Raw genomic sequence first — 25,771 nt, 5'->3', positions numbered from 1 at the left:
CATTCCACAGGGAGTGAAATGTGAGCAGAGAGAGCGATAGCTCTCTTTGTTTTATCTAGTGGCAGTTGCTTAAAGACAAAAGGCCAGCAAGAGACTATAATAGAAAATAGAGTAGGTATTTATTCTAATACTCAATGAAAATCAAAGTGCAAACTAGGAAGCTAGCCGCAGGCTGCTCAATACACTGTTTTGAGGTTGTGGATAAAGCTGACGTGGTTTGAAGAGATTTTCGAAGAGTATAAGAAAAATAAAAAATAGAGAGCAGTTAAAGTATGAAAATTTTAATTGTAGAAGATGAAGAGATGATCCGTGAGGGGATCAGTGACTATTTGACGGATTGTGGCTATGAAACTATTGAGGCGGCAGACGGTCAGGAAGCCTTGGAGCAATTTTCTAGCTATGAGGTAGCTTTGGTTTTACTGGATATCCAAATGCCCAAGCTCAATGGTCTAGAAGTCCTAGCTGAGATTCGTAAAACTAGTCAGGTTCCTGTTTTGATGTTGACTGCCTTTCAGGATGAGGAATACAAGATGAGTGCCTTTGCTTCGCTCGCAGATGGCTATCTGGAAAAACCTTTTTCTCTGTCCCTCTTAAAAGTGAGGGTAGACGCGATTTTCAAGCGCTACTACGATACGGGACGAGTCTTCTCTTATAAGGATGCTAAGGTGGATTTTGAGAGCTACAGTGCAAGCCTCGCGGGTCAAGAAGTGGCCATTAATGCCAAAGAGTTGGAAATACTGGATTATTTGGTAAAAAATGAAGGCCGGGCCTTGACTCGGTCTCAGATAATCGATGCGGTCTGGAAGGCGACAGATGAGGTTCCTTTTGACCGTGTCATTGATGTCTATATCAAGGAACTGCGGAAAAAGCTGGACTTGGACTGCATCCTTACAGTGCGCAATGTTGGTTATAAATTGGAGCGAAAATGAGACGAACAGGTTTATTTACAAAGATATTTATCTATACCTTCTCGATATTTAGTGTTCTGGTTATCTGCCTTCATTTAGCTATTTATTTTCTCTTTCCCTCGACTTATCTTAGTCATCGTCAGGAAAGCATTGGCCAGAAAGCGACAGCTATTGCACAATCACTTGATGGAAAGGATAGAGAAAGGATTGAACAAGTTTTAGAACTCTACTCTCAGACGAGTGATATCAAGGGAGCTGTCAAGGGAGAGATGACCGAGGACAAGTTAGAAGTCAAGGACAGCCTTCCTCTGGATACAGACAGCCAGACCACCTCTCTCTTTATTGAGGAGCGTGAGGTGAAAACGCAAGACGGTGGTACTATGACCCTCCAATTTCTAGCTTCCATGGATTTGCAAAAGGAAGCAGAGCAGATCAGTCTCCAGTTTCTTCCCTATACCTTGCTGGCATCCTTTCTGATTTCCCTCTTGGTGGCCTACATCTATGCTCGGACCATTGTTGCCCCGATTTTGGAAATTAAGCGAATAACCCGTCGGATGATGGAACTGGATTCCCAAGTGCGATTGCGCGTGGATTCTAAGGATGAGATTGGTGATCTCAAGGAACAAATCAATAGCCTCTACCAGCACCTCTTGACTGTCATTGCGGATTTGCATGATAAGAATGAAGCCATTCTCCAGCTGGAAAAGATGAAGGTCGAATTCCTACGTGGAGCTTCTCATGAATTAAAAACACCTCTGGCTAGTTTGAAAATCCTGATCGAAAACATGAAAGAAAATGTCGGTCGCTATAAGGATAGAGACCACTATCTGGGAGTTGCCTTAGGAATTGTGGATGAGCTCAATCACCACGTTCTCCAGATACTCTCTCTCTCGTCTGTGCAGGAATTAAGAGATGATAGGGAACAAATTGACTTATACCAGATAACGCAAAGTCTGGTTGATGATTATGCCTTGCTAGCCAAGGAAAGAGATCTCCAGATAGACAATAGTTTGACTCATCAGCAGGCTTATCTAAACCCATCTGTCATGAAGTTGATTTTGTCTAACCTCATCAGTAATGCTATCAAGCACTCTGTTCCAGGTGGCTTGGTCCGAATTGGAGAAAGAGAAGGGGAGCTCTTTATCGAGAATAGCTGTAGTCCTGAAGAACAAGAAAAACTAGCCCAATCTTTTTCTGATCATGCTAGTCGCAAGGCTAAGGGTTCTGGGATGGGGCTCTTTGTGGTTAAGAGTCTATTAGAACATGAAAAATTATCTTATCGTTTCGAGATGGAGGAGAATCGTTTAACTTTCTTTATAGCTTTTCCAAAAGTAGCCCAAGACTAGGGAGAGAAAGGGTTTACATAGATGGAGCTAGAAGAAATTCAATCGAAACTGCGGGAAAAACTAGCTTTTTTTGTCAAAAAGTGATAAAATGAACAATGTAAATGGGATGACCCATAAAAATATACAGGAGGCCTGATAAAATGGCAATCGTTTCAGCAGAAAAATTTGTCCAAGCAGCTCGTGACAACGGTTATGCAGTTGGTGGATTTAACACAAACAACCTTGAGTGGACTCAAGCTATCTTGCGTGCAGCAGAAGCTAAAAAAGCTCCAGTTTTGATCCAAACTTCAATGGGTGCTGCTAAATACATGGGTGGTTACAAAGTTGCTCGCAACTTGATCGCTAACCTTGTTGAATCAATGGGTATCACTGTACCAGTAGCTATCCACCTTGACCACGGTCACTACGAAGATGCACTTGAGTGTATTCAAGTTGGTTATACTTCAGTTATGTTTGACGGTTCACACCTTCCAGTTGAAGAAAACCTTGAAAAAGCTCGTAAAGTTGTAGAATTTGCGCATGCAAATGGTGTATCAGTAGAAGCTGAAGTTGGTACTATCGGTGGTGAAGAAGACGGAATCATCGGTGATGGTGAATTGGCTCCAATCGAAGATGCTAAAGCAATGGTTGCAACTGGTATCGACTTCTTGGCAGCTGGTATCGGTAACATCCACGGTCCTTACCCAGAAAACTGGAAAGGTCTTCACCTTGATCACTTGCAAAAATTGACTGAAGCTGTACCAGGTTTCCCAATCGTATTGCACGGTGGATCAGGTATTCCTGATGAGCAAATCCAAGCAGCTATCAAACTTGGTGTTGCGAAAGTTAACGTTAACACTGAATGCCAAATCGCATTCGCTAACGCAACTCGTAAATTTGCTCGTGACTACGAAGCAAACGAAGCAGAATACGATAAGAAAAAACTCTTCGACCCACGTAAATTCTTGGCTGACGGTGTAAAAGCTATCCAAGCATCAGTTGAAGAACGTATCGACGTATTCGGTTCAGAAGGTAAAGCATAATCTAGCTGAATAATACATACAGAACCTACCCATTGGGTGGGTTTTTTGGTGTTTTAATAATTTTATGTAAATATTATTTACTAATTATTGATTTTAAAGAAATTTAGATTATAACATTTATTATGGATAATATGCTATTTTTATTGACAAATAAATATTGAGGTTATAATATAGAGTTATGAAGTGAATAAAGTAATAGTACTACTTTTTTATGTTTGATTATTTCTAATTTGAGGATTAATTTTTTAAGGAGTGATTTGATGGAGTATGATTTTAAATATTTAGTCACTAAGTATGAATTAGCAGGAGCAAGGGAAAAATTTGAAAAGATATGTATTGAGGTATTTCAAGAAAAATATGGACCTTCAGCGAAGGAGGCTGCGGTATCACAAGGAGATGATGGCATCGATGTTCTAGTTGGTGACTTAGATAACAGACCATCAATTTATCAGTGTAAATTTTTTATTGATGGGATTGGAGATTCACAGAAACAACAAATTAGAGAATCGTTTAGAAAAGTAATTACCAAGTATCCCAATATTTCTTCTTGGTATTTATGTGTACCAATAGGCCTAAATATAAATGAGCTATTATGGTGGTCAAGATGGAAAAGTAAAATGAAGGCTGAACATAAAATAAAGATAGAGTTGTGTGATGGAGCTTTTTTACTAAAAGAATTTAAGAAATGCAGCAGTTATAAATCAACATTTGATGATGATATCAGAAATGATTTAGAACAGATTAAAATGTCTATTGAAGCCAGTAATAAAAGGGTTTACGAAGAAATATTATATGGAGAAGATGAGATAGAAGAAATCTCAGAAATGTACAATGATACTATATTTATATCAATGTTGAAGAGTGCACAAATAGCCGAAGTTGACGATTTCAAAGTTGATTTTTATAATGCAGAAATTGCTAGACATGAATCTCTTAGCAAAGATGACATCAATGGGAAAAAACAGTATGATAATTTAAGAAAGAAGATACATTCTATTTGGAAGACCCAATATCGTCTATACAAGCAACCTAACGATGGTAATTGTTTAATAAATCAAACTTATCTTAGAATCGAAGATTTAGATTCTAGCACTTTAGGGAGCCCGATAAGTGATTTTAATTTATTAGCTAAAAAGGGCATCTTACATCAGCTTGCTGATGATAAGGAATTAGGTTGGGTTGATAATTTTATAGCAGTGTTGGAAAAATATATGGAGGGAAATGATGTTGGAGATAATTGAGAATATAAGTTTCCAAGAATATTGTTTGACCCGAAATAGGGTTGCGATACTGTTGAATATTTTAGGAAAAGAGCACAAAAAAGATACAACTCAAGAAAAATTGATTATTAGTGATTTTTTTCTAAAATTTCCAGAATTAATATCTGACGAAATAGAGCTTGGAAGATTTGATATAAAGTACTCTTATTTCCATTGGAAACCTAATTATAAACTGTATAATGCAGTTCTTGCGGATCTATTAGCTAGAAATATTATTACATTTAACTCTTTGAATAATAGATATTTCATTACAGATAAAGGAGAGAAATTTGTTATTGAACTATTTAGTGAAGAAGGGATAGATTGGAGCAAGATATTACAGTCTTGTGATTTTATAGTTTCTAAAGTGTTAAATAAAACAGTATCAGCTGGACAGACCATGATACAGAGTAAATTAAATTGTATACGAGGTAATTAAATGAAATTATTGTTAAAGACCCTCAGATTAATAGGTGTGAGAAAAAATTATGAGGTTCATTTTCATAAAGGATTAAATTATATTTCGGGACCAACTTCAACAGGAAAAACTGCAATTTTAGAATTAATAGATTATGCTTTTGGGAAAAAGAATCATAAATCGTATATTGAAATTGGAGAAAGTTGTACGGATGTGGAATTGGAATTTTATATATCAGAGAATCTCTATAAGATTAAAAGACCATTATCAGCTTTTAAAGAACCTGTTCTTTTACAGACTTACGATAGTGTCAAAGAAAAATTTACACAAGCGCGTACCTTGAAAATTGATGTTCCTTCAAATGAAAAATCATTATCTTACTTTTTGTTATCGAAGCTTAATCTAACTAATTTAATCATTAGAGGAGACGATTTTAGTTTTAGAGATTTATTTAAATTTTCATATTTAAAACAGACAAATATTGATAACGAAAACATTCTTAATGAGCAGAACTGGGCGCTTAATGGAAAAGAAAAAGCAACATTTGAGATTATTTTAGATATCTATGATAGTTTACTAGGTGACCTACAACAAAGTCTTAAAATTGAAAAAGAGAACTTAAAGGTAAAAGAAATTAGATACGAAGCTGTAAGAGAATTTCTAAAAACTGCAGAAGTTGAAAATTATGAAACAGTGCAAGTGAAATCTGTTGACATTGATTCTAAATTAGAGGATATTAATTCTAAAATAGAAAACTATAAATCTGATATTCTAAAAACAGAAGTGGGAAATGATGTTAATGAATTGGTAGTACTTATTAGTGACAAAAAAGAAAAGTTAAGTAATCTAAGAAACAAATTTTCAGATCAAGAACAGTATATACAAAAATTACAGTTGTTGGAAAATCAATATTTTGCTGATATTGAAAAAATTAGTGAGCAAATAGCAGGTATTAAAGCTATTAATAAATACGAATATTTATATTGTCCAAATTGCTTACGACCGATTTCACTTCACGAAGAATCAAGTTGCTTATTGTGTCATCAGAATATGGATGATATTGTAATTGAAATCAACGATTTGAAAAAGGAACGAAAAAAACTTACAAAAAAGAAAAATGAGCTTCACACTTATATTGATTCAGAAAAGGAAAAAAATATTAGAGTAGGCCTAGAAATAAATAAGTTACAGGATAATATTAACTCAGATGAAGAGAAATTAGATAATTTAACTAGACAATATATTAATCCGTTAGCTGCAGAAATTAGTTTACTATCAATAAAAAGCGGTCAATTATATGAAGAAAAGAAGTCTTTAAATGAGAGCCTGAAATTTATTGAGGAACTTACAAATTTGGAAATGTTGCTTTCTGAAAAGAGGATAGAAGTTGAGGGGATAGAAGAGCAAATTGAACGCCAAAAACATAAAGCTACCAAAGAGGATAAATTGAAACAACTATCTGAAATATTTTCAACTATATTATTATCTTTTGATTTTCCAAATCTATATGAAGCCTATATTGATACAAAGAGTTACTTACCTCATGTTAGGGGTCGTAAATACAGTGATTTAGGTAGTTTAGGAGCTGTGACTCTGATAACAATGGCATATTACCTATCAATAATGATTTGTTCAGAAGTGAAAACTGGTAACCATTTAGGATTGTTGATGATTGATACTCCTAGGAAAAACTTAGGGGCTTCCTCGACAAGTACAGAGTTTAGAGACGAAAAAATATACGAATCTATAATTAATTATTTTCTTCAGCTTGGAAAAGAATGTAAAAATGATTTTCAGTTAATTATTGTAAATAATGGTTATCCATCAGATTTTTCACCAGATTATATTGTTAAAGAATTTTCTTCTGATGGTCATGATGGGTTGATTGATGATTATGATCGTGTTTAATAGATTTCAGATTGTTAAATTTCAGTCAAATCCCTAGCCTGCCCAATTTGGCAGGTTTTTTGCGTGTTTTAAGGAAACGATTAAACCAGTATTTTTGATTAAAAGTATTATTTTAAGAGAAAAATTTTCAATTTCACAAATTTTAAGCAAACGCTTGCATTCTGGTTTTTATTGAACTATAATAGGTTGGTATAAAGCCTTCTGTAGCAATAAAATGTAGAAGGTGTAGAAAGTAAGGATTTAGAATATTTGTAGTCAAAAATACAATGTTGCTATTCCTTGCGATAGGGAGATAGATATGGCAATGATAGAAGTGGAACATCTTCAGAAAAATTTTGTGAAGACTGTTAAGGAACCGGGCTTGAAGGGGGCTTTGCGTTCCTTTATTCATCCTGAAAAGCAGACCTTTGAAGCGGTCAAGGATTTGACCTTTGAGGTCCCAAAGGGGCAGATTTTAGGTTTTATTGGGGCAAATGGTGCTGGGAAGTCGACAACCATTAAAATGTTGACAGGGATTTTAAAGCCGACATCTGGTTTTTGTCGGATTAACGGCAAGATTCCTCAGGATAATCGCCAAGATTATGTAAAGGATATTGGAGTGGTCTTTGGGCAAAGAACCCAGCTATGGTGGGATTTGGCACTGCAAGAGACCTACACAGTTTTAAAGGAGATTTATGATGTACCAGACTCGCTCTTCCACAAGCGCATGGACTTTTTGAATGAAGTCTTGGATTTGAAGGACTTTATCAAGGACCCCGTGCGGACTCTTTCACTGGGTCAACGGATGCGGGCGGATATTGCGGCGTCCTTGCTCCACAATCCCAAGGTTCTCTTTTTAGATGAGCCGACTATTGGTTTGGACGTTTCGGTCAAGGATAACATTCGTCGGGCTATTACTCAGATCAATCAGGAGGAAGAAACCACCATTCTCTTGACCACTCACGACCTGAGCGACATTGAGCAACTTTGTGATCGAATTTTTATGATTGATAAGGGGCAGGAGATTTTTGATGGAACGGTTAGCCAGCTCAAGGAAACATTTGGCAAGATGAAGACTCTCTCCTTTGAACTGCTACCAGATCAAAATCATCTCGTCTCTCACTATGAAGGATTGCCTGATATGACCGTTGATAGACAAGGGAATAGTCTTAATATTGAATTCGATAGTTCTCGCTACCAGTCAGCTGACATTATCAAGCAAACCCTGTCTGATTTTGAAATCCGCGATTTGAAGATGGTGGATACGGATATTGAGGATATTATCCGTCGCTTCTACCGAAAGGAGCTCTAAGATGGTCAAATTGTGGAGACGTTATAAACCCTTTATCAATGCAGGGGTTCAGGAGTTGATTACCTATCGAGTCAACTTTCTTCTTTACCGGATTGGTGATGTCATGGGGGCCTTCGTTGCTTTCTATCTCTGGAAGGCTGTCTTTGATTCCTCGCAGGAGTCCTTGATTCAGGGCTTCAGCATGGCAGATATTACCCTTTATATCATCATGAGTTTTGTGACTAATCTGTTGACCAAGTCAGATAGCTCTTTTATGATTGGGGAGGAGGTCAAGGATGGCTCTATTATCATGCGTTTGTTGAGACCAGTGCATTTTGCGGCATCTTATCTCTTTACCGAGCTCGGCTCCAAGTGGTTGATCTTTATCTCTGTTGGCTTTCCATTTTTAAGTGTTATTGTCTTGATGAAAATCGTATCTGGACAAGGCATTGTAGAAGTGCTGGGTTTAACTGTCCTTTATCTCTTTAGTCTAACGCTAGCTTATCTGATTAACTTTTTCTTTAATATTTGCTTTGGATTTTCTGCCTTTGTGTTTAAAAATCTTTGGGGTTCCAATCTCCTCAAGACTTCCATAGTGGCCTTTATGTCTGGAAGTTTGATTCCCTTGGCTTTCTTTCCAAAGGTTGTTTCAGATATTCTGTCCTTCTTGCCTTTTTCATCCTTGATTTACACTCCGGTCATGATTATCGTTGGGAAATACGATGCCAGTCAGATGATTCAGGCGCTCGCTTTGCAGTTTTTCTGGCTCTTAGTGATGGTAGGCTTGTCTCAGTTGATTTGGAAACGAGTCCAGTCATTTATCACCATTCAAGGAGGGTAGTATGAAAAAATATCAACGCATGCATCTGATTTTTATCAGACAATACATCAAACAGATCATGGAATACAAGGTGGATTTTGTGGTTGGAGTCCTGGGAGTCTTTCTGACTCAAGGCCTGAACCTATTGTTTCTCAATGTCATCTTTCAACATATCCCCTCGCTAGAAGGATGGTCCTTCCAAGAAATTGCCTTTATATATGGTTTTTCCTTGATTCCTAAGGGATTGGACCATCTCTTTTTTGATAATCTCTGGGCATTGGGACAACGCTTGGTGAGAAAGGGAGAGTTTGACAAGTATCTGACTCGTCCTATCAATCCTCTCTTTCACATCCTAGTTGAAACCTTTCAGATTGATGCCTTGGGCGAACTCTTGGTTGGTGGGATCCTACTAGCGACAACGGTATCTAGCATTGCTTGGACTCTTCCAAAATTCCTGATTTTCCTAGTTTGTATTCCTTTTGCTACCTTGATTTATACTTCCTTGAAAATCGCGACATCTAGTATCGCTTTTTGGACCAAACAGTCAGGCGCCATGATTTACATTTTTTATATGTTTAATGATTTTGCCAAGTATCCCATTTCCATTTACAATTCATTTCTTCGTTGGTTGATTAGCTTTATCGTGCCTTTCGCTTTTACAGCCTATTATCCTGCCAGCTATTTCTTGCAGGACAAGGATGTAATCTTTAACATCGGAGGTTTGATGTTGATTTCTATGGTTTTCTTTGTCATTTCCCTTAAACTTTGGGATAGTGGTTTAGATGCCTACGAAAGTGCGGGTTCTTAGCATAGATGTTATCAAAGCCTTGTCTCAGGACAGGCTTTTTCTAATAAAGATGAAAATTCCTTGACATCTGTTCTCAGAGTGCTATATTGTAAGTGTAATCGCCGATTTAGCTCATACTCTTCGAAAATCTCTTCAAACCACGTCAACGTCGCCTTGCCGTATATATGTGACTGACTTCGTCAGTTCTATCTACAACCTAAAAGCAGTGCTTTTAGCAACCTGCGGCTAGCTTCCTAGTTTGTTTTTTGATTTTCATTGAGTATTAGTTGCTAGAGCAAGACACTCATAAAGCCTAGGTTATAGGTAGATAAACGACTGAAGATTTGAAAAATTAGATATGTAGAAAAATAACCGTTAAGCCAAGTTCTTAGCGGTTTTTTATATTATTTAATAGCGCTGATATTTCATCAATGATGTTTGACTTTGTGATTTTGGTAGTGGTTCAACTTGATTCCTACTATTTTTGATTATGTGAATGTGCTTATAATGTATCCCAGTTAACTACGAATTTTTTTGACTTAACCTTATTTTTAATACGTATTAAAAAATAAATTAATGCATATTAATTTTTCTTGACTTAAATTTTTTTAATTGATATACTATTTTCAGAGAGTTAACAATTATATATAAATGCACTACTCTATTTCCTAGATAATACTTAGTAAAACTTTTTATAACAAAGGCTAGCAAAGTTAAAGTTTTCTATCTATTGGAAGTTAAATAAATATGTAAGGAATTAAAATGAAAAAAAGTACAGTATTGTCATTAACCACAGCTGCAGTTATTTTAGCAGCATATGTCCCTAATGAGGTAATCCTAGCAGATACACCTAGTTCTGAAGATTCTTTAAAAATATCTGATAAAGAAAAAGTAGTAGGTAAACAAAACGAAAACAAAGAAAAACTTGAAGATATTCATAATGCTATAGAAACTTCAAAGGATACTGAAGAGAAGAAAACAACGGTTATTGAGGAAAAAGAAGTTGTTAGTAAAGAATCTGTGAGAGATAATAAAACTAGCAATGAAGAAGAAAAAATCAAAGAAGATTCCAATCAATCCCAAGGAGATAAAGCGGACTCGTCTGCAAGTAAAGACCCAGAAAGTCCCAAAAAAGAGGATAAACTTGTCTATATTGCTGAATTTAAAGATAAAGAATCTGTAGAAAAAGCAATCAAGGAATTATCCAATCTTAAGGATACAAAAGTTTTATATACTTATGATACGGTTTTTAATGGTGTTGCAATAGAAACAACTCCAGATAATTTGGATAAGATTAAACTAATAGAAGGTATCTCATCGGTTGAACGATCACAAAAAGTCCAGCCAATGATGAATCATGCTAGAAAGGAAATTGGAGTTGAAGAGGCAATTGATTACCTAAAGTCTATCAATGCTCCATTTGGTAAAAATTTTGATGGCCGGGGTATGGTCATTTCAAATATCGATACCGGGACAGATTATAGGCATAAGGCCATGAGGATTGATGATGATGCTAAAGGCTCAATGAGATTCAAAAAAGAAGACTTAAAAGGTACTGATAAAAATTTCTGGTTGAGTGATAAAATCCCTCATGCTTTCAATTATTATAATGGTGGTAAAATTACTGTAGAAAAAGCTGATGATGGGAGCGATTATTTTGATCCACATGGGATGCATATTGCAGGGATTCTTGCGGGAAATGATACTGAAAAAGATATTAAAAACTTTAACGGAATAGATGGAATTGCTCCTAATGCACAGATCTTCTCTTATAAAATGTACTCTGACGCAGGATCTGGCTTCGCAGGAGATGAAACAATGTTTCATGCTATTGAAGATTCGATCAAACACAATGTCGATGTTGTTTCGGTATCATCTGGCTTTACAGGAACAGGTCTTGTAGGTGAGAAATATTGGGAAGCTATTAGAGCGTTAAGAAAAGCAGGCATTCCAATGGTTGTAGCTACGGGTAACTATGCGACTTCTGCTTCAAGTTCTTCATGGGATTTAGTGGCAAATAATAATCTGAAAATGACCGACACTGGAAATGTAACACGAACTGCAGCACATGAAGATGCGATAGCAGTCGCATCTGCTAAAAATCAAACAGTTGAGTTTGATAAAGTTAACATAGGTGGAGAAAATTTTAAATACAGAAATATAGGGGCCTTTTTCGATAAGAATAAAATCACAACAAATGAAGATGGATCAAAAGCTCCTAGTAAAGTAAAATTTGTATATATAGGCAAGGGTCAAGACCAAGATTTGATAGGTTTGGATCTTAAGGGCAAAATTGCAGTAATGGATAGAATTTATACAAAGGATTTAAAAAATTCTTTTAAAAGAGCTACGGATAAGGGCGCACGTGGCATTATGGTTGTAAATACTGTAAATTACTACAATAGAGATAATTGGACAGAGCTTCCAGCTATGGGATATGAGGAGGATGAAGGAACTACTAGTCAAGTATTTTCAATTTCAGGAGATGATGGTGTAAAGTTATGGAACATGATTAACCCTGATAAAAAAACTGAAGTTAAAAGAAATAGTAAGGAAGATTTCAAAGATAAATTGGATCAATACTATCCAATTGATATGGCAAGCTATAATTCTAATAAACCGAATGTAGGTGACGAAAAAGAGATTGACTTTAAGTTTGCACCTGACACAGATAAAGAACTCTATAAAGAAGATATCATAGTTCCAGCAGGATCCACATCTTGGGGACCGAGAACAGATTTGCTTTTAAAGCCTGATGTCTCAGCACCAGGTAAAAATATTAAATCTACTCTCAATGTCATTAATGGGAAATCAACTTATGGTTATATGTCAGGGACTAGTATGGCAACTCCAATCGTGGCAGCTTCTACTGTTTTGATTAGACCAAAGTTAAAGGAAATGCTTGAAAGACCTGCCTTGAAAAATCTTAAGGGAGATGACAAAATAGACCTTACAAGTCTTACAAAAATTGCCCTACAAAATACTGCACGGCCTATGATGGACGCAACTTCTTGGAAAGAAAAAAGTCAATACTTTGCATCACCTAGACAACAGGGAGCAGGGCTAATTAATGTTGCCAATGCTTTGAGAAATGAAGTCGTAGCGACTTTCAAAAACAAGGATTCTAAAGGTTTGATAAATTCTTATGGTTCGATTTCTCTTAAAGAAATAAAAGGAGATAAAAAATACTTTACAATTAAGCTTCATAATACATCAAACAGACCTTTAACCTTTAAAGTTTCAGCATCAGCGATAACTACAGATTCTCTAACTGACAGACTAAAACTGGATGAAACATACAAAGATGAAAAATCTCCAGATGGTAAGCAAATTGTTCCAGAAATCCATCCAGAAAAAATCAAAGGAGCAAATATCACATTTGAGCATGACACCTTCACTATAAGCCCAAATTCTAGCTTTGATTTAAATGCGGTTCTAAACGTTGGAGAGGCTAAAAACAAAAATAAATTTGTAGAATCATTTATTCATTTTGAATCAGTGGAAGAAATGGAAGCTCTGAACTCCAACGGGAAGAAAATAAATTTCCAACCATCTTTATCGATGCCTCTAATGGGATTTGCTGGGGATTGGAATAAGGAACCAATCCTTGATAAATGGGCCTGGGAAGAGGGTTCAAAATCAAAAACAATGGAAGGTTATGATGATGATGGTAAACCAAAAATTCCAGGAACTTTAAATAAGGGAATTGGTGGAGAGCATGGTATAGATAAATTTAATCCAGCAGGAGTTATACAAAATAGAAAAGATAAAAATACAACATCTCTAGATCAAAATCCAGAATTATTTGCTTTCAATAACGAAGGGATCAACGCACCATCATCAAGTGGTTCTAATATTGCTAAAATTTATCCTTTAGATTCAAATGGAAATCCTCAAGATGCTCAACTTGAGAGAGGATTAACACCTTCTCCACTTGTATTAAGAAGTGCAGAAGAAGGATTGATTTCAATAGTAAATACAAATAAAGAGGGAGAAAATCAAATCGACTTAAAAGTCATTTCGAGAGAACACTTTATTAAAGGAATTTTAAACTCTAAGAGAAATGATGCAAAGGGAATCAAATCTTCTAAGCTAAAAGTTTGGGGTGACTTGAAATGGGATGGACTCATTTATAACCCTAGAGGTAGAGAAGAAAATGCACCAGAAAGCAAGGATAACCAAGATCCTGCTACTAAGATAAGAGGTCAATTTGAACCAATTGCAGAAGGTCAATATTTCTATAAATTTAAATATAGATTAACTAAAGATTACCCATGGCAGGTTTCCTATATTCCTGTAAAAATTGATAACACAGCCCCTAAGATTGTTTCGGTTGATTTTTCAAATCCTGAAAAAATTAAGCTGATTACAAAGGATACTTATCACAAGGTAAAAGATCAATACAAGAATGAAACCCTATTTGCGAGAGATCAAAAAGAACATCCTGAAAAATTTGACGAGATTGCCAACGAAGTTTGGTATGCTGGCGCCGCTCTTGTTAATGAAGACGGAGAGGTTGAGAAAAATCTTGAAGTAACTTATGCAGGTGAGGGTGAAGGAAGAAATAGAAAACTTGACAAAGATGGAAATACCATTTATGAAATTAATGGTGCAGGAGATTTAAGAGGAAAAATCATTGAAGTCATTGCATTAGATGGCTCTAGCAATTTCACAAAGATTCATAGAATTAAATTTGCTGATCATGCTGATGAAAAGGGGATGATTTCCTATTATCTAGTAGATCCTGATCAAGATTCATCTAAATACCAAAAGCTTGGCGAGATTTCCGAATCTAAATTTAAAAATTTAGAAAATAGAAAAGAGGATAGTCTTAAAAAAGATACAACTGAGGAAGAAAATCATCAAGACAATGAAGAGTCTATCGAAGAAAAATCTAGCTTGACTATTCATAAAACGATTTCAACAATTAGAGAGTTTGAAAGTAAAGACTTGAAGAAACTCATTAAAAAGAAATTTAGAGAAGTTGATGACTTTACAAGTGAAACTGGTAAGAGAACAGAAGAATACGATTATAAATACGATGATAAGGGAAATATCATTGCTTATGACGATGGTAGCGCCTTAGAATATGAAACTGAAAAACTTGATGAAATCAAATCAAAAATTTATGGTGTTCTAAACCCGTCTAAAGATGGACACTTTGAAATTCTTGGAAAGATAAGTAATGTTTCTAAAAATGCCAAGGTATATTATGGAAATAACTATAAATCGATAGAAATCAAAACGACTAAGTATGATTCACATTCAAAAACGATGACATTTGATTTATACGCCAATATTAATGATATTGTGGATGGATTAGCTTTTGCAGGAGATATGAGATTCTTTGTTAAAGATGATGATCAGATAAAAGCTGAAACGAAGATTAGAATGCCTGAAAAAAATAAGGAAACTAAAACAGAATATCCCTATGCATCAAGTTATGGGAATGTAATAGAATTAGGAGAAGGAGATCTTTCAAAGAACAAACCAAATAATTTAACTGAAATGGAATCTGGTAAAATCTATTCTGATTCAGAAAAACAACAATATCTATTAAAGGATAATATCATTCTGAGAAAAGGCTATGCACTAAAAGTGACTACCTACAATCCTGGAAAAACGGATATGTTAGAAGGAAATGGAGTCTATAGCAAGGAAGATATAGCAAAAATACAAAAGGCCAATCCTAATCTAAGAGTCCTTTCAGAAAAAATAATTTATGCTGATAGTAGAAATGTTGAAGATGGAAGAAGTACTCAATCAGTATTAATGTCGGCTTTGGACGGCTTTAACATTGTAAGGTATCAAGTGTTTAGATTTAAAATGAACGCTAAAGGGGAGGCAATCGATAAAGATGGAAATCTTGTAACAGATCCTTCTAAACTTGTATTATTTGGTAAAGATGATAAAGAGTACACTGGAGAGGATAAGTCCAATGTAGAAGCTATAAAAGAAGATGGCTCTACGTTATTTATTGATGCAAAACCAGTAAACCTTTCAATGGACAAGAACTACTTTAATCCGTCTAAATCTAATAAAATTTATGTACGAAATCCAGAATTTTATTTAAGAGGTAAGATTTCTGATAAGGGTGGTTTTAACTGGGAGTTGAGAGTTAATGAATCTGTTGTAGATAATTATTTAATCTACGGAGATTTACACATTGATAACACTAGAGATTTTAACGTTAAGCTTAATGTTAAAGACGGTGACATCATGGACTGGGGAATGAAAGACTATAAAGCAAACGGATTCCCAGATAAGGTAACAGATATGGATGGAAATGTTTATCTTAAAACTGGCTATAGCGATTTGAATGCGAAAGCGGTTGGAGTACACTATCAATTTTTATATGATAATGTCAAACCCGAAGTAAACATTGATCCTAAGGGAAATACTAGTATTGAATATGCTGACGGAAAATCTGTAGTCTTTAACATCAATGATAAAAGAAATAATGGATTCGATGGTGAGATTCAAGACAAACATATTTATGTAAATGGAAAAGAATATAAATCATTTGATGATATTAAACAACTAACAGATAAGACACTAAACATTAAGATTGTTGTAAAAGATTTTGCAAGAAATACGACCGTAAAAGAATTCATTTTAAACAAAGATACGGGAGAGGTGAGCGAATTAAAAGCTCATACGGTGACTGTGACCATTCAAAATGGAAAAGAAATGAGTTCAACGATAGTGTCGGAAGAAGATTTCATTTTACCTGTCTATAAGGGTGAATTAGAAAAAGGCTATCAATTTGATGGCTGGGAAATTTCTGGTGTCGAAGGGAAAAAAGACGTTGGCTATGTTATTAATGTGTCAAAAGATACCCTTATAAAACCTGTATTCAAGAAAATAGAGGAGAAAAAGGAGGAGGAAAATAAACCTACTTTTGATGTATCGAAAAAGAAAGATAAGGTGCAAGCAAATCATAGTCAATTAGATGAAAGTCACAGAAAAGAGGATTTACAAAGAGAAAATCATTCACACAAATCTGATTCAACTAAGGATGTCACAGCTACAGTTCCTGTACAAGTAAATTATAGTCAATTAGATGAAAGTCAAAGATCTGATTCAACTGAGGATGTCAAAGTTACAGTTCCTGATGAAAATGATAAAAACTTTGAAAATAAGAAGGAAGTTTATCTTAATGAACCAGAGAACATAGCTAATAAACATACCAATATTGATAGTAAATCAACTACTAACAATGATAAGTTGCCAAAAACCGGAACAGTTAGCGAAGTCTTCACGTCATTAGTTGCCGGAATAATGTTTACTGTAGGTGCATTTCTTGGATTGAAGAAAAAAGATCAAGATTAAGACAAAAGCTATAGAAAAATGGTTTGTGTACTGAGATTAGATAGTGTGATGATGAAACAATTTTGTGAAAATATCCATTTATAACTCAATTATTTAGTTTACTTTACTATTGATACTCTTTTTGGATTTATTAATAGACTTAGTTTCGACAACTAATGAATTGATTGAAAGGGTTAGTATTGACAATATTGGTCATATTAATTAGAAAATAGAGTCTATCAAAATTTAAAGGTTAATGGAGGTGATGAGACAATTTCAAGGAATTAAGTAGCGTTTGGTTGCTTAATTCCTTTTTATTTGGAAGGAAGTTTTTCACCTGCTTCCTTATTTTATCGCTATTATTCAACCACTTAGACCGATATAGAGACCAGATAGGCAAAAGAACTTGTTCTTGAAGCTGACCTTTGCTATAATGATTTTTGTAAGGGACGTGAAGCGTCACTATCAGATAACTCAAGTTCCTAAAAACGAAATTGGAGATAAAGAAATGAAAAAAATATTGGGGATTGTATTTTTAGTGGCAGCAGCGACAGTATTGTATTTTGGTTCTGTTGGCTGGCCAACTTTGGACATTAACCTCTGGTCATTGATTCCGGTAGGCTTGTTCCTCTATTTCACTCTAGAGAATCTTTTGAAAAAAGACTACAAGGCTAGTCTGATGTGTTTGATTATTGCCTTTATCATTGCCAATGCAATTTTGGACCTGTTACCAATTTCAAGTGGATTGGTAATTGGAGCGGGCGTACTAGCTTGTGTAGGTATTGGATTTATTTTTCCTGATAAAGAAGGGAAATAATACTCTTCGAAAATCTCTTCAAACCACATCTGATTCCATCTGCAACCTCAAAACAGTGTTTTGAGCTGACTTCGTCAGTTCTATCTACAACCTAAAAGCAGTGCTTTTAGCAACCTGTGACTAGCTTCCTAGTTTGCTTTTTGATTTTCATTGAGTATAAGAATTATTAAAAAAGATATAAAGAAAAAACACTTCAATCACTGTATTTCAGTTTGATTGAGGTGTTTTCGATTTAGTTTTCTATTTCTGAGCCATCAATTCAACAATCATCTCGATATACATGACAAGGGTTAATAAGAATCCTGCACGCCAGAAGAATTTGATGAATTTAGGATAGTAAAAGCTGCGTTTTTTCAAAAGGAAGAAAAAAACGAGAATAATGGCTAGGACTGAGAGGGCTAGGCCTAGTCTAGGGAGGAAATTATGGGTAAAGGTTTTAGCTGTGATCAGGTAGTACTCAAATACCAAGACTGGAAAAGCCAAATCCGCAAAGTTTCGTCCTAGTTTTTTTAATCTAAAAAGTTTGGTTATGATAATGCAGACTACCAAGGTCAGTATCAATAATAAAATAGATGCTAATTTCATTAAAATCATACCCATATTGTATCATAAAAAAAGGCTAATGGAAACGAGAAACAGAGGAATTTATAGGAAAGTCAGGCTTTTGAGATTGTGGGTGTTTTTTGTTATAATGAAAATTATGAAATCTTATAATACCTTGAATGATTATTATCGAAAACTCTTTGGAGAAAAGACCTTTAAAGTCCCTATTGATGCGGGATTTGACTGTCCCAATCGTGATGGAACTGTGGCTCATGGGGGCTGTACTTTTTGTACGGTTTCTGGTTCTGGAGATGCCATTGTGGCACCGGATTCGCCTATCCGTGAGCAATTTTATAAGGAAATTGACTTTATGCACCGCAAGTGGCCAGATGTTCAGAAGTATCTGGTTTATTTTCAAAATTTTACCAACACCCATGAAAAGGTGGAAGTCATCCGAGAGCGTTATGAGCAGGCTATCAATGAGCCAGGTGTAGTAGGAATCAATATCGGAACACGGCCAGACTGTTTACCAGATGAAACCATTGAGTATTTGGCTGAGTTGTCGGAACGCATGCATGTGACGGTTGAATTGGGCTTGCAGACCACTTATGAAACAACCTCTGATCTGATTAACCGTGCCCATTCCTATGAGTTGTACGTGGAAACGGTCAAGCGTTTGAGAAAGTATCCCAAGATTGAGATTGTTTCCCATCTTATTAATGGCTTGCCTGGTGAAACCCATGAGATGATGATTGAAAATGTCCGCCGCTGTGTTACGGATAACGATATTCAAGGGATTAAATTGCACTTGCTTCACCTAATGACCAATACGCGTATGCAACGAGATTATCACGAAGGACGTTTGCAATTGATGAGTCAGGAAGAATATATCAAGGTCATCTGTGACCAACTGGAAATCATTCCAAAACATATCGTCATCCATCGAATTACAGGAGATGCACCTAGAGATATGCTGATTGGACCTATGTGGAGCCTCAATAAATGGGAAGTGCTAAATGCTATTGAAACTGAAATGCGACGTCGTGGAAGTGTTCAAGGATGCAAGGCTGTAAAACAGGAGTTTGAAAATGAAAAGACCACTTGAGATGGCACATGATTTTTTGGCTGAGGTAGTGACAAAAGAGGATATCGTAGTGGATGCGACTATGGGAAATGGTCATGACACGCTTTTTCTAGCCAAGCTAGCTAAGCAAGTCTATGCCTTTGATATTCAGGAACAAGCCTTGGAAAAGACCCAAGAGCGTTTGCATCAGGCTGGCCTGACAAATGCCCAGTTAATCTTGCAAGGCCATGAGACACTGGACCAGTTTGTGACAGAAGCAAAGGCAGGGATTTTTAATCTGGGCTATCTGCCGTCAGCTGATAAGTCTGTCATTACCCGACCTCAGACTACCATTGAAGCCTTAGAAAAGCTGTGTAGCTTGCTGGTCAAAGGGGGACGGATTGCTATCATGATCTACTATGGTCATGAAGGAGGCGACATCGAGAGGGATGCTGTCTTGGATTTTGTGAGCCAGTTGAACCAACAAGAGTACACAGCTGCCATTTACCGAACTCTTAATCAAGTTAACAACCCACCATTTTTAGTAATGATTGAAAAATTAGAGAGATATAGACATGGATAAACAATACCTACGTGAAAAGCTGGATGCCATGCGCCAGAATTTTGTTGAATCAACCCACCACGAACGAGCGGTGGGTGTGTTAGACCAAGCACATATGAGCAAAAAAATGCTTAAAATCAAGAAAAAATTAGTTGCTCTTGAAATGGAACGGTGCCAGAGAAAAATTGAGCACAAGGATTGTTCCAAGATTGACCAAAAAATCAAAGAGCAGAAGGAGATATTTGAATCCTGTTGTAAAAAAGATTAAGGAGGTCGTGCGTGGAATTACTGATTTACCTCATCCTATTTTTACTGGTCTTGATTGTCTCAAGTACAACCAATAAGCTCCTGCCCTTTTTGCCTCTTCCTTTGGTGCAAATTCTTTTGGGAATCGTGATTGGTCTCTTTTTACCCAATACTGACTTTCATCTCAATACGGAGTTGTTTTTGGCCCTGGTTATCGGACCCTTGCTTTTCCGAGAGTCGGAAGAAGCAGATATTACGGCTATTTTAAAACACTGGCGAATCATTGTTTATCTCATATTTCCAGTGATTTTCATCTCGACCCTGAGTTTGGGTGGCTTGGCTCATCTTCTTTGGCTCAGCCTTCCCTTGGCAGCTTGTTTGGCTGTTGGGGCGGCCCTTGGACCTACGGACTTGGTGGCCTTTGCCTCTCTTTCGGAGCGCTTTAGCTTTCCTAAGCGCGTGTCCAATATTCTTAAGGGTGAAGGACTCTTGAATGATGCTTCTGGCTTGGTGGCTTTTCAGGTAGCTTTGACAGCCTGGACAACTGGAGTCTTTTCCCTTGGACAAGCGAGTAGTTCGCTCATCTTTTCAATCCTAGGCGGTTTTTTAATTGGCTTTTTAACAGCCATGATCAATCGTTTCCTCCATACCTTCTTATTAAGTGTGCGAGCAACGGATATTGCTAGTGAACTCCTTTTGGAATTGAGTTTGCCCTTGATAACCTTCTTCCTAGCAGAAGAAGTCCACGTTTCAGGGATTATTGCCGTTGTAGTTGCTGGGATTTTAAAGGCAAGCCGTTTTAAGAAAATTACGCTCCTAGAAGCCCAAGTGGATACGGTGACCGAGACGGTCTGGCATACAGTTAACTTTATGCTCAACGGTTCTGTCTTTGTGATTTTAGGGATGGAGCTGGAAATGATAGCAGAGCCTATCTTGACCAATCCAATCTATGATCCCTTACTGTTATTGGTATCTCTTATAGCCCTTACCTTTGTCCTCTTTGCCATTCGTTTTGTCATGATTTATGGCTACTATGCCTATAGGACTAGACGTCTCAAGAAAAAGCTAAATAAGTATATGAAGGACATGCTTCTTTTGACCTTCTCAGGTGTCAAAGGAACGGTGTCGATTGCTACAATCCTTCTGATACCAAGTAATCTAGAACAGAAGTATCCTCTCTTGCTTTTCCTTGTTGCAGGTGTGACGCTTGTAAGCTTTTTAACAGGCCTCGTGGTCTTGCCTCATCTTTCTGACGAACAGGAAGAAAGCAAGGATTATCTCATGCATATCGCCATTTTGAATGAAGTAACGATAGAGTTGGAAAAAGAGTTGGAAGATACCAGAAATAAACTTCCCCTCTATGCGGCTATTGACAATTACCATGGACGAATAGAGAACCTTATCCTGAATCAAGAAAACAAGGGGGCTCAAGAAGACTGGGAGGCCTTGAAACTTCTTATCCTCAGCATTGAAAGTGATGGTTTAGAACAGGCTTACGAAGAGGACAAGATGAGTGAGCGTGCCTATCGAGTCTACCAACGTTATTTGAAAAACATGGAACAAGGTATCAATCGCAAGTTTGCTTCACGATTAACCTATTATTTCCTTGTTTCCTTGCGGCTTCTACGTTTTCTCCTTCACGAAGTCTTTACTCTTGGCAAGACTTTTCGCAGTTGGAAAAATGAAGAATCACAGAAACTCAGAGCCCTTGACTATGATCAAATTGCAGAGCTTTATCTAGAAAATACAGAGATGATTATCGAAAGTCTGGAGAACCTTAAAGGGGTTTATAAGAGTTCCTTGATTAGCTTCATGCAAGATTCTCGCCTCCGAGAAACAGCTATCATCACTAGTGGTGCCTTTGTCGAACGGGTTATCAATCGTGTCAAACCCAACAATATTGATGAAATGCTGAGAGGCTATTATCTGGAGCGCAAGTTGATTTTCGAATACGAAGAAAAACGATTGATTACGACCAAGTATGCCAAGAAGTTACGACAAAATGTCAATAACTTAGAGAACTATTCCTTGAAGGAAGCTGCCAATACCCTCCCTTATGATATGGTGGAATTGGTAAGAAGAAATTAATCAAGATTATAAGTGAAGGAGTGTGACATGAAGAAGTGGTGGAAAGAGCTGACAGACAAGCCTTTAGTAAAAGCTTTTTTGCATTATTATCAAGCATCAGATAGTGAGTTGACCAGTGTCGCAGTAGCCTACTATTGGTTGATTTCGATTTTCCCCCTGCTCTTGGTGGTGGTCAATATCCTTCCTTATTTTCAGATTCCAGTTTCTAATTTTTTAAAAGTCGTCAATGAATTCTTGCCCGATACCATGTATGATGTGGTTGCAAAGATTATTACAGAAGTACTGACCCAACCGTCAACGGGTTTATTGAGTTTTGCGGTTTTGTCAGCTCTCTGGACCTTTTCAAAATCCATGAATTTCCTACAGAAAGCCTTTAATAAAGCTTACGGAGTAGCAAAAAATCGTGGAATGATTTCCCATCAGCTCATGAGTTTGTTTGTCAGTTTTGGTCTGCAGATTCTCTTTGCCTTAGCTCTTTTTCTAAGTGTCTTTGGTCGCATGCTTCTCAAACTTATCAAAAGCTACTGGAAATCGGATAGTCCTCTCTTTGATTATCTGCAAGATCTAACAGGCCCTTTGGTCTATGCCTTGATTTTTGCTATCTTGGTCATGCTTTATTATTTTCTGCCTAATGTTAAGGTCCGACGGATTCGACATGTATTTCCAGGTAGTGCCTTTGTCTTGTTAACCCTGGTCTTACTACTTAATATCTTTTCAGTCTATGTCAACAATTATGTCAATCACCTAGTGGACGTGCGTTTGTTCAGTTCCGTCGTCGTGGTAGTCATGATGTTCTGGTTTATTCTCATCGCTAAGATTTTGATTGTCGGCGCGGTTATCAATGCTAGTGTCCAGAGTTTGAAAGATCCGAGCTTTAGAATAAATTAATTCTTTATCTATTACAAAACGCATACTATCAGTCTTTAAAACCTTGATAATATGCGCTTTTTTTGATTATGAAAATTAATAGATAAACATGGCATCACCGAAACTGAAGAAGCGGTAGTGTTCTTGGATGGCATGGTAGTAGGCATCTAAGACTAATTCACGGCCTGCAAAGGCAGAAACCAACATGACCAGAGTTGATTTTGGCAGGTGGAAATTGGTTGAGAAGGCATCCACCACCTTCCATTCATAGCCAGGTTTGATAAAGATATTGGTCCAGCCAGAATCTGCTTGGATTTGCCCATCAAACTTGGAACCAATAGTTTCCAAGGTGCGGATAGAAGTGGTTCCGACAGCGATGACGCGACCACCATTTTCCTTAACAGAGCGAAGGGTGGCAGCAGCATCCTCAGAAAGTTGGTAGAATTCTGAGTGCATTTCGTGTTCGTCCAGATTGTCAACTGAAACGGGTCTAAAGGTTCCGAGTCCGACATGAAGAGTCAGATAGACTAGATGAACACCCTTAGCTTGGATTTCTGCTAGCAGTTCTTTGGTGAAGTGAAGACCAGCAGTAGGTGCTGCAGCAGAGCCACTTTTCTTGGCGTAGACGGTTTGATAGCGTTCACGGTCATCCAATTTTTCGTGGATATAAGGTGGCAGAGGCATTTCTCCTAGACTTTCCAAAACTTCTAGGAAAATTCCTTGGTATTCAAAGCGGACAATGCGGCCCCCGTGAGTCAATTCTTCCGTAACAACAGCGCTGAGACGGCCATCACCAAATCTGACACGAGTGCCAACCTTGAGGCGTTTGGCAGGTTTTGCCAGAACCTCCCACTCATCTCCAGCAGTATTTTTGAGCAGGAGCAGTTCCACATGACCTCCAGTTTCTTCCTTTTGACCATAAAGGCGGGCAGGGAGAACACGGGTGTCGTTCATAACAAGGGCATCACCGGGTTCCAGCATATCAATAATAGAGTGGAAGTGTTTATCCTGCATTTCTCCAGTTTCACGGTTGACGATGAGGAGTTTAGAGGCATCTCGTTTTTCAAGGGGCGTTTGGGCAATCAATTCCTCTGGCAAGTGGAAGTCAAAATCAGCTGTATTCATATATCTGTTCATTCTTTCTAAGTTCTAATCCTATCCATTATAACATGTTTCAAGTTTGGACGCTCTTTTTTAGAAATTAAATCGTTTTCACTTGACAAAAATTGGTCTATACCATATAATAAATATAGATTAAAACGGAGGATGAAAAGATGAAAGTTATTAAAGTTGAAAACCAAATCGAAGGTGGAAAAGTTGCTTTTGAGATTTTGAAGGAAAAATTGGCCAACGGCGCTCAAACCCTAGGACTTGCAACAGGAAGTAGTCCACTTGAATTTTACAAGGAAATTGTTGAGAGCGACCTTGATTTTTCAAATCTAACCAGTGTCAACCTAGATGAGTATGTAGGGCTTGATGGGGACAACCCACAGTCTTATCGTTACTTCATGCAAGAAAACTTGTTTAACCAAAAACCATTTAAAGAAAGTTTCTTGCCTCGTGGGGTTAAGGACAATGCTGAAGCTGAAGTTGAACGCTACAACCAAATTTTGGCCGACCATCCAGTTGACCTTCAAATCTTGGGAATCGGTCGCAATGGACATATCGGATTTAATGAGCCTGGGACTCCATTTGACAGTCAAACACACCTTGTAGAGCTTGACCAGTCTACTATTGAAGCCAATGCGCGCTTTTTTGACAAGATTGAAGACGTCCCAACCCAAGCCATTTCAATGGGGATTAAAAATATCTTGGATGCCAAGTCAATCCTTCTCTTTGCTTATGGTGAATCAAAAGCAGAAGCCATTGCCGGAACAGTGTCTGGACCAGTGACTGAGAGTCTACCAGCAAGTAGCCTCCAAAATCACCCTGATGTGACTATTATCGCAGATGCTGAAGCGCTCAGCTTACTTGAAAAATAAAAAAATGAACTCTTTCAGTTTCTCTATTTAATTGATGCTTTCAAGACTTGTATAACTTGTATAAATTGAAGAAAAAATCAAAATTAATCCGCATTTTTTCTTGACAATTATTCCTTTTACGTGTAAAATAGAATAGATCTTGAACTTGAAGGGAGTGAAAAAAATGTCTAAAACAGTAGTACGTAAGAATGAATCTCTTGACGACGCACTTCGTCGTTTCAAACGTGCGGTTACTAAAGCTGGTACTCTTCAAGAAACACGCAAACGTGAATTCTATGAAAAACCTTCTGTAAAACGTAAACGTAAATCAGAAGCAGCTCGTAAACGTAAAAAATTCTAATTAGAAATGAAAGGCTAGAGAAATCTAGTCCTTTTTCTTTTAATACTCTTCGAAAATCTCTTCAAACCTCGTCAACGTTGCCTTGCCGTAGATATGGTTACTGACTTCGTCAGTTTCATCTACAACCTCAAAGCAGTGCTTTGAGCTGACTTCGTCAGTTCCATCTACAACCTCAAAACAGTGTTTTGAGCTGACTTCGTCAGTCTTATCTACA

The 25,771-nt window shown here is 36.9% G+C and carries 20 protein-coding genes; 18 read left to right on the top strand and 2 right to left on the bottom strand.

The window, feature by feature from the left end; translation table 11 throughout:
• The first annotated feature begins 272 nt into the window (after nt 1-272).
• From vncR to ACAM22_RS06620, 11 genes are all read left to right on the top strand, one after another.
• Nucleotides 273-929 (top strand): response regulator transcription factor VncR, encoded by a 657-nt coding sequence (gene vncR / locus ACAM22_RS06670; protein ID WP_173267326.1) that lies wholly within the window; start codon nt 273-275, stop codon nt 927-929.
• Nucleotides 926-2,254: a sensor histidine kinase VncS gene (vncS, locus tag ACAM22_RS06665; RefSeq protein WP_261196886.1), complete on the top strand. Its 1,329-nt coding sequence runs from the start codon at nt 926-928 to the stop codon at nt 2,252-2,254. Before vncR ends, vncS begins: the two co-directional genes overlap by 4 nt.
• A gap of 140 nt (nt 2,255-2,394) precedes the next feature.
• The gene (locus ACAM22_RS06660) at nt 2,395-3,276 is read left to right on the top strand and encodes a class II fructose-bisphosphate aldolase (protein WP_261196884.1); all 882 of its coding nucleotides are present in this window, start codon (nt 2,395-2,397) and stop codon (nt 3,274-3,276) included.
• A gap of 260 nt (nt 3,277-3,536) precedes the next feature.
• A complete protein-coding gene (locus tag ACAM22_RS06655; protein ID WP_261196485.1) occupies nt 3,537-4,517 on the top strand; it encodes an ABC-three component system protein in 981 nt (326 codons plus the stop codon).
• On the top strand, nt 4,501-4,974 hold the full coding sequence (locus ACAM22_RS06650; RefSeq protein ID WP_261196484.1) for a hypothetical protein: 474 nt from the start codon (nt 4,501-4,503) through the stop codon (nt 4,972-4,974). The genes ACAM22_RS06655 and ACAM22_RS06650 overlap by 17 nt, the downstream gene beginning before the upstream one ends.
• Nucleotides 4,975-6,861 (top strand): AAA family ATPase, encoded by a 1,887-nt coding sequence (locus ACAM22_RS06645; protein WP_261196483.1) that lies wholly within the window; start codon nt 4,975-4,977, stop codon nt 6,859-6,861.
• A gap of 298 nt (nt 6,862-7,159) precedes the next feature.
• Nucleotides 7,160-8,152, top strand: a complete 993-nt coding sequence (locus ACAM22_RS06640; protein WP_261196482.1) for an ATP-binding cassette domain-containing protein — start codon at nt 7,160-7,162, stop codon at nt 8,150-8,152.
• 1 nt (nt 8,153) lies between these two features.
• Nucleotides 8,154-8,972, top strand: coding sequence for an ABC transporter permease (locus ACAM22_RS06635; RefSeq protein WP_369606549.1), 819 nt, complete (start codon nt 8,154-8,156; stop codon nt 8,970-8,972).
• Nucleotide 8,973: 1 nt separating this feature from the next.
• Complete coding sequence (locus tag ACAM22_RS06630; protein ID WP_219967520.1) at nt 8,974-9,759, top strand: ABC transporter permease; 786 nt, start codon at nt 8,974-8,976, stop codon at nt 9,757-9,759.
• Nucleotides 9,760-10,500: 741 nt separating this feature from the next.
• On the top strand, nt 10,501-17,070 hold the full coding sequence (locus ACAM22_RS06625) for a S8 family serine peptidase (RefSeq protein ID WP_369606548.1): 6,570 nt from the start codon (nt 10,501-10,503) through the stop codon (nt 17,068-17,070).
• 487 nt (nt 17,071-17,557) lie between these two features.
• Nucleotides 17,558-17,866: a hypothetical protein gene (locus tag ACAM22_RS06620; protein ID WP_261074528.1), complete on the top strand. Its 309-nt coding sequence runs from the start codon at nt 17,558-17,560 to the stop codon at nt 17,864-17,866.
• Between the two features lie 240 nt (nt 17,867-18,106).
• Here ACAM22_RS06620 and ACAM22_RS06615 read toward each other — a convergent pair whose 3' ends face one another.
• Nucleotides 18,107-18,466 (bottom strand): DUF3397 domain-containing protein, encoded by a 360-nt coding sequence (locus tag ACAM22_RS06615; RefSeq protein ID WP_023945634.1) that lies wholly within the window; start codon nt 18,464-18,466, stop codon nt 18,107-18,109.
• 91 nt (nt 18,467-18,557) lie between these two features.
• On the opposite strand from ACAM22_RS06615, the gene ACAM22_RS06610 reads away from it, so the two are divergent.
• Genes ACAM22_RS06610 through ACAM22_RS06590 form a run of 5 tightly spaced genes read left to right on the top strand, consistent with a single transcriptional unit; the run spans nt 18,558 to nt 23,256 of the window.
• Entirely contained in the window at nt 18,558-19,514 is a 957-nt protein-coding gene (locus ACAM22_RS06610) for a TIGR01212 family radical SAM protein (RefSeq protein ID WP_369606547.1), read from the top strand.
• Nucleotides 19,498-20,055, top strand: coding sequence for a class I SAM-dependent methyltransferase (locus ACAM22_RS06605; RefSeq protein ID WP_369606546.1), 558 nt, complete (start codon nt 19,498-19,500; stop codon nt 20,053-20,055). Before ACAM22_RS06610 ends, ACAM22_RS06605 begins: the two co-directional genes overlap by 17 nt.
• A complete protein-coding gene (locus ACAM22_RS06600) occupies nt 20,048-20,302 on the top strand; it encodes a hypothetical protein (protein WP_000361085.1) in 255 nt (84 codons plus the stop codon). The genes ACAM22_RS06605 and ACAM22_RS06600 overlap by 8 nt, the downstream gene beginning before the upstream one ends.
• Nucleotides 20,303-20,313: 11 nt before the next feature.
• Nucleotides 20,314-22,368 carry a cation:proton antiporter gene (locus ACAM22_RS06595; RefSeq protein ID WP_369606545.1) on the top strand — a complete coding sequence of 685 codons (2,055 nt, stop codon included), beginning with the start codon at nt 20,314-20,316 and terminating at the stop codon, nt 22,366-22,368.
• Nucleotides 22,369-22,395: 27 nt separating this feature from the next.
• Nucleotides 22,396-23,256: a YihY/virulence factor BrkB family protein gene (locus ACAM22_RS06590; RefSeq protein ID WP_369606544.1), complete on the top strand. Its 861-nt coding sequence runs from the start codon at nt 22,396-22,398 to the stop codon at nt 23,254-23,256.
• 75 nt (nt 23,257-23,331) lie between these two features.
• Here ACAM22_RS06590 and queA read toward each other — a convergent pair whose 3' ends face one another.
• A complete protein-coding gene (gene queA, locus ACAM22_RS06585; protein WP_369607019.1) occupies nt 23,332-24,360 on the bottom strand; it encodes a tRNA preQ1(34) S-adenosylmethionine ribosyltransferase-isomerase QueA in 1,029 nt (342 codons plus the stop codon).
• Nucleotides 24,361-24,509: 149 nt separating this feature from the next.
• Between queA and ACAM22_RS06580 the strand changes: the two genes are divergently transcribed.
• On the top strand, nt 24,510-25,217 hold the full coding sequence (locus tag ACAM22_RS06580; RefSeq protein ID WP_000864592.1) for a glucosamine-6-phosphate deaminase: 708 nt from the start codon (nt 24,510-24,512) through the stop codon (nt 25,215-25,217).
• Between the two features lie 163 nt (nt 25,218-25,380).
• Complete coding sequence (rpsU, locus tag ACAM22_RS06575) at nt 25,381-25,557, top strand: 30S ribosomal protein S21 (RefSeq protein ID WP_000048054.1); 177 nt, start codon at nt 25,381-25,383, stop codon at nt 25,555-25,557.
• The last annotated feature ends 214 nt before the right edge of the window (nt 25,558-25,771 follow it).

Source organism: Streptococcus sp. SN-1, assembly GCF_041154385.1.
GTDB classification, from domain to species: Bacteria; Bacillota; Bacilli; order Lactobacillales; family Streptococcaceae; genus Streptococcus; species Streptococcus mitis_CT.
The sequence above is the reverse complement of the archived record's forward strand: the minus strand, read 5'-3'. Positions and strand labels throughout refer to the sequence as shown.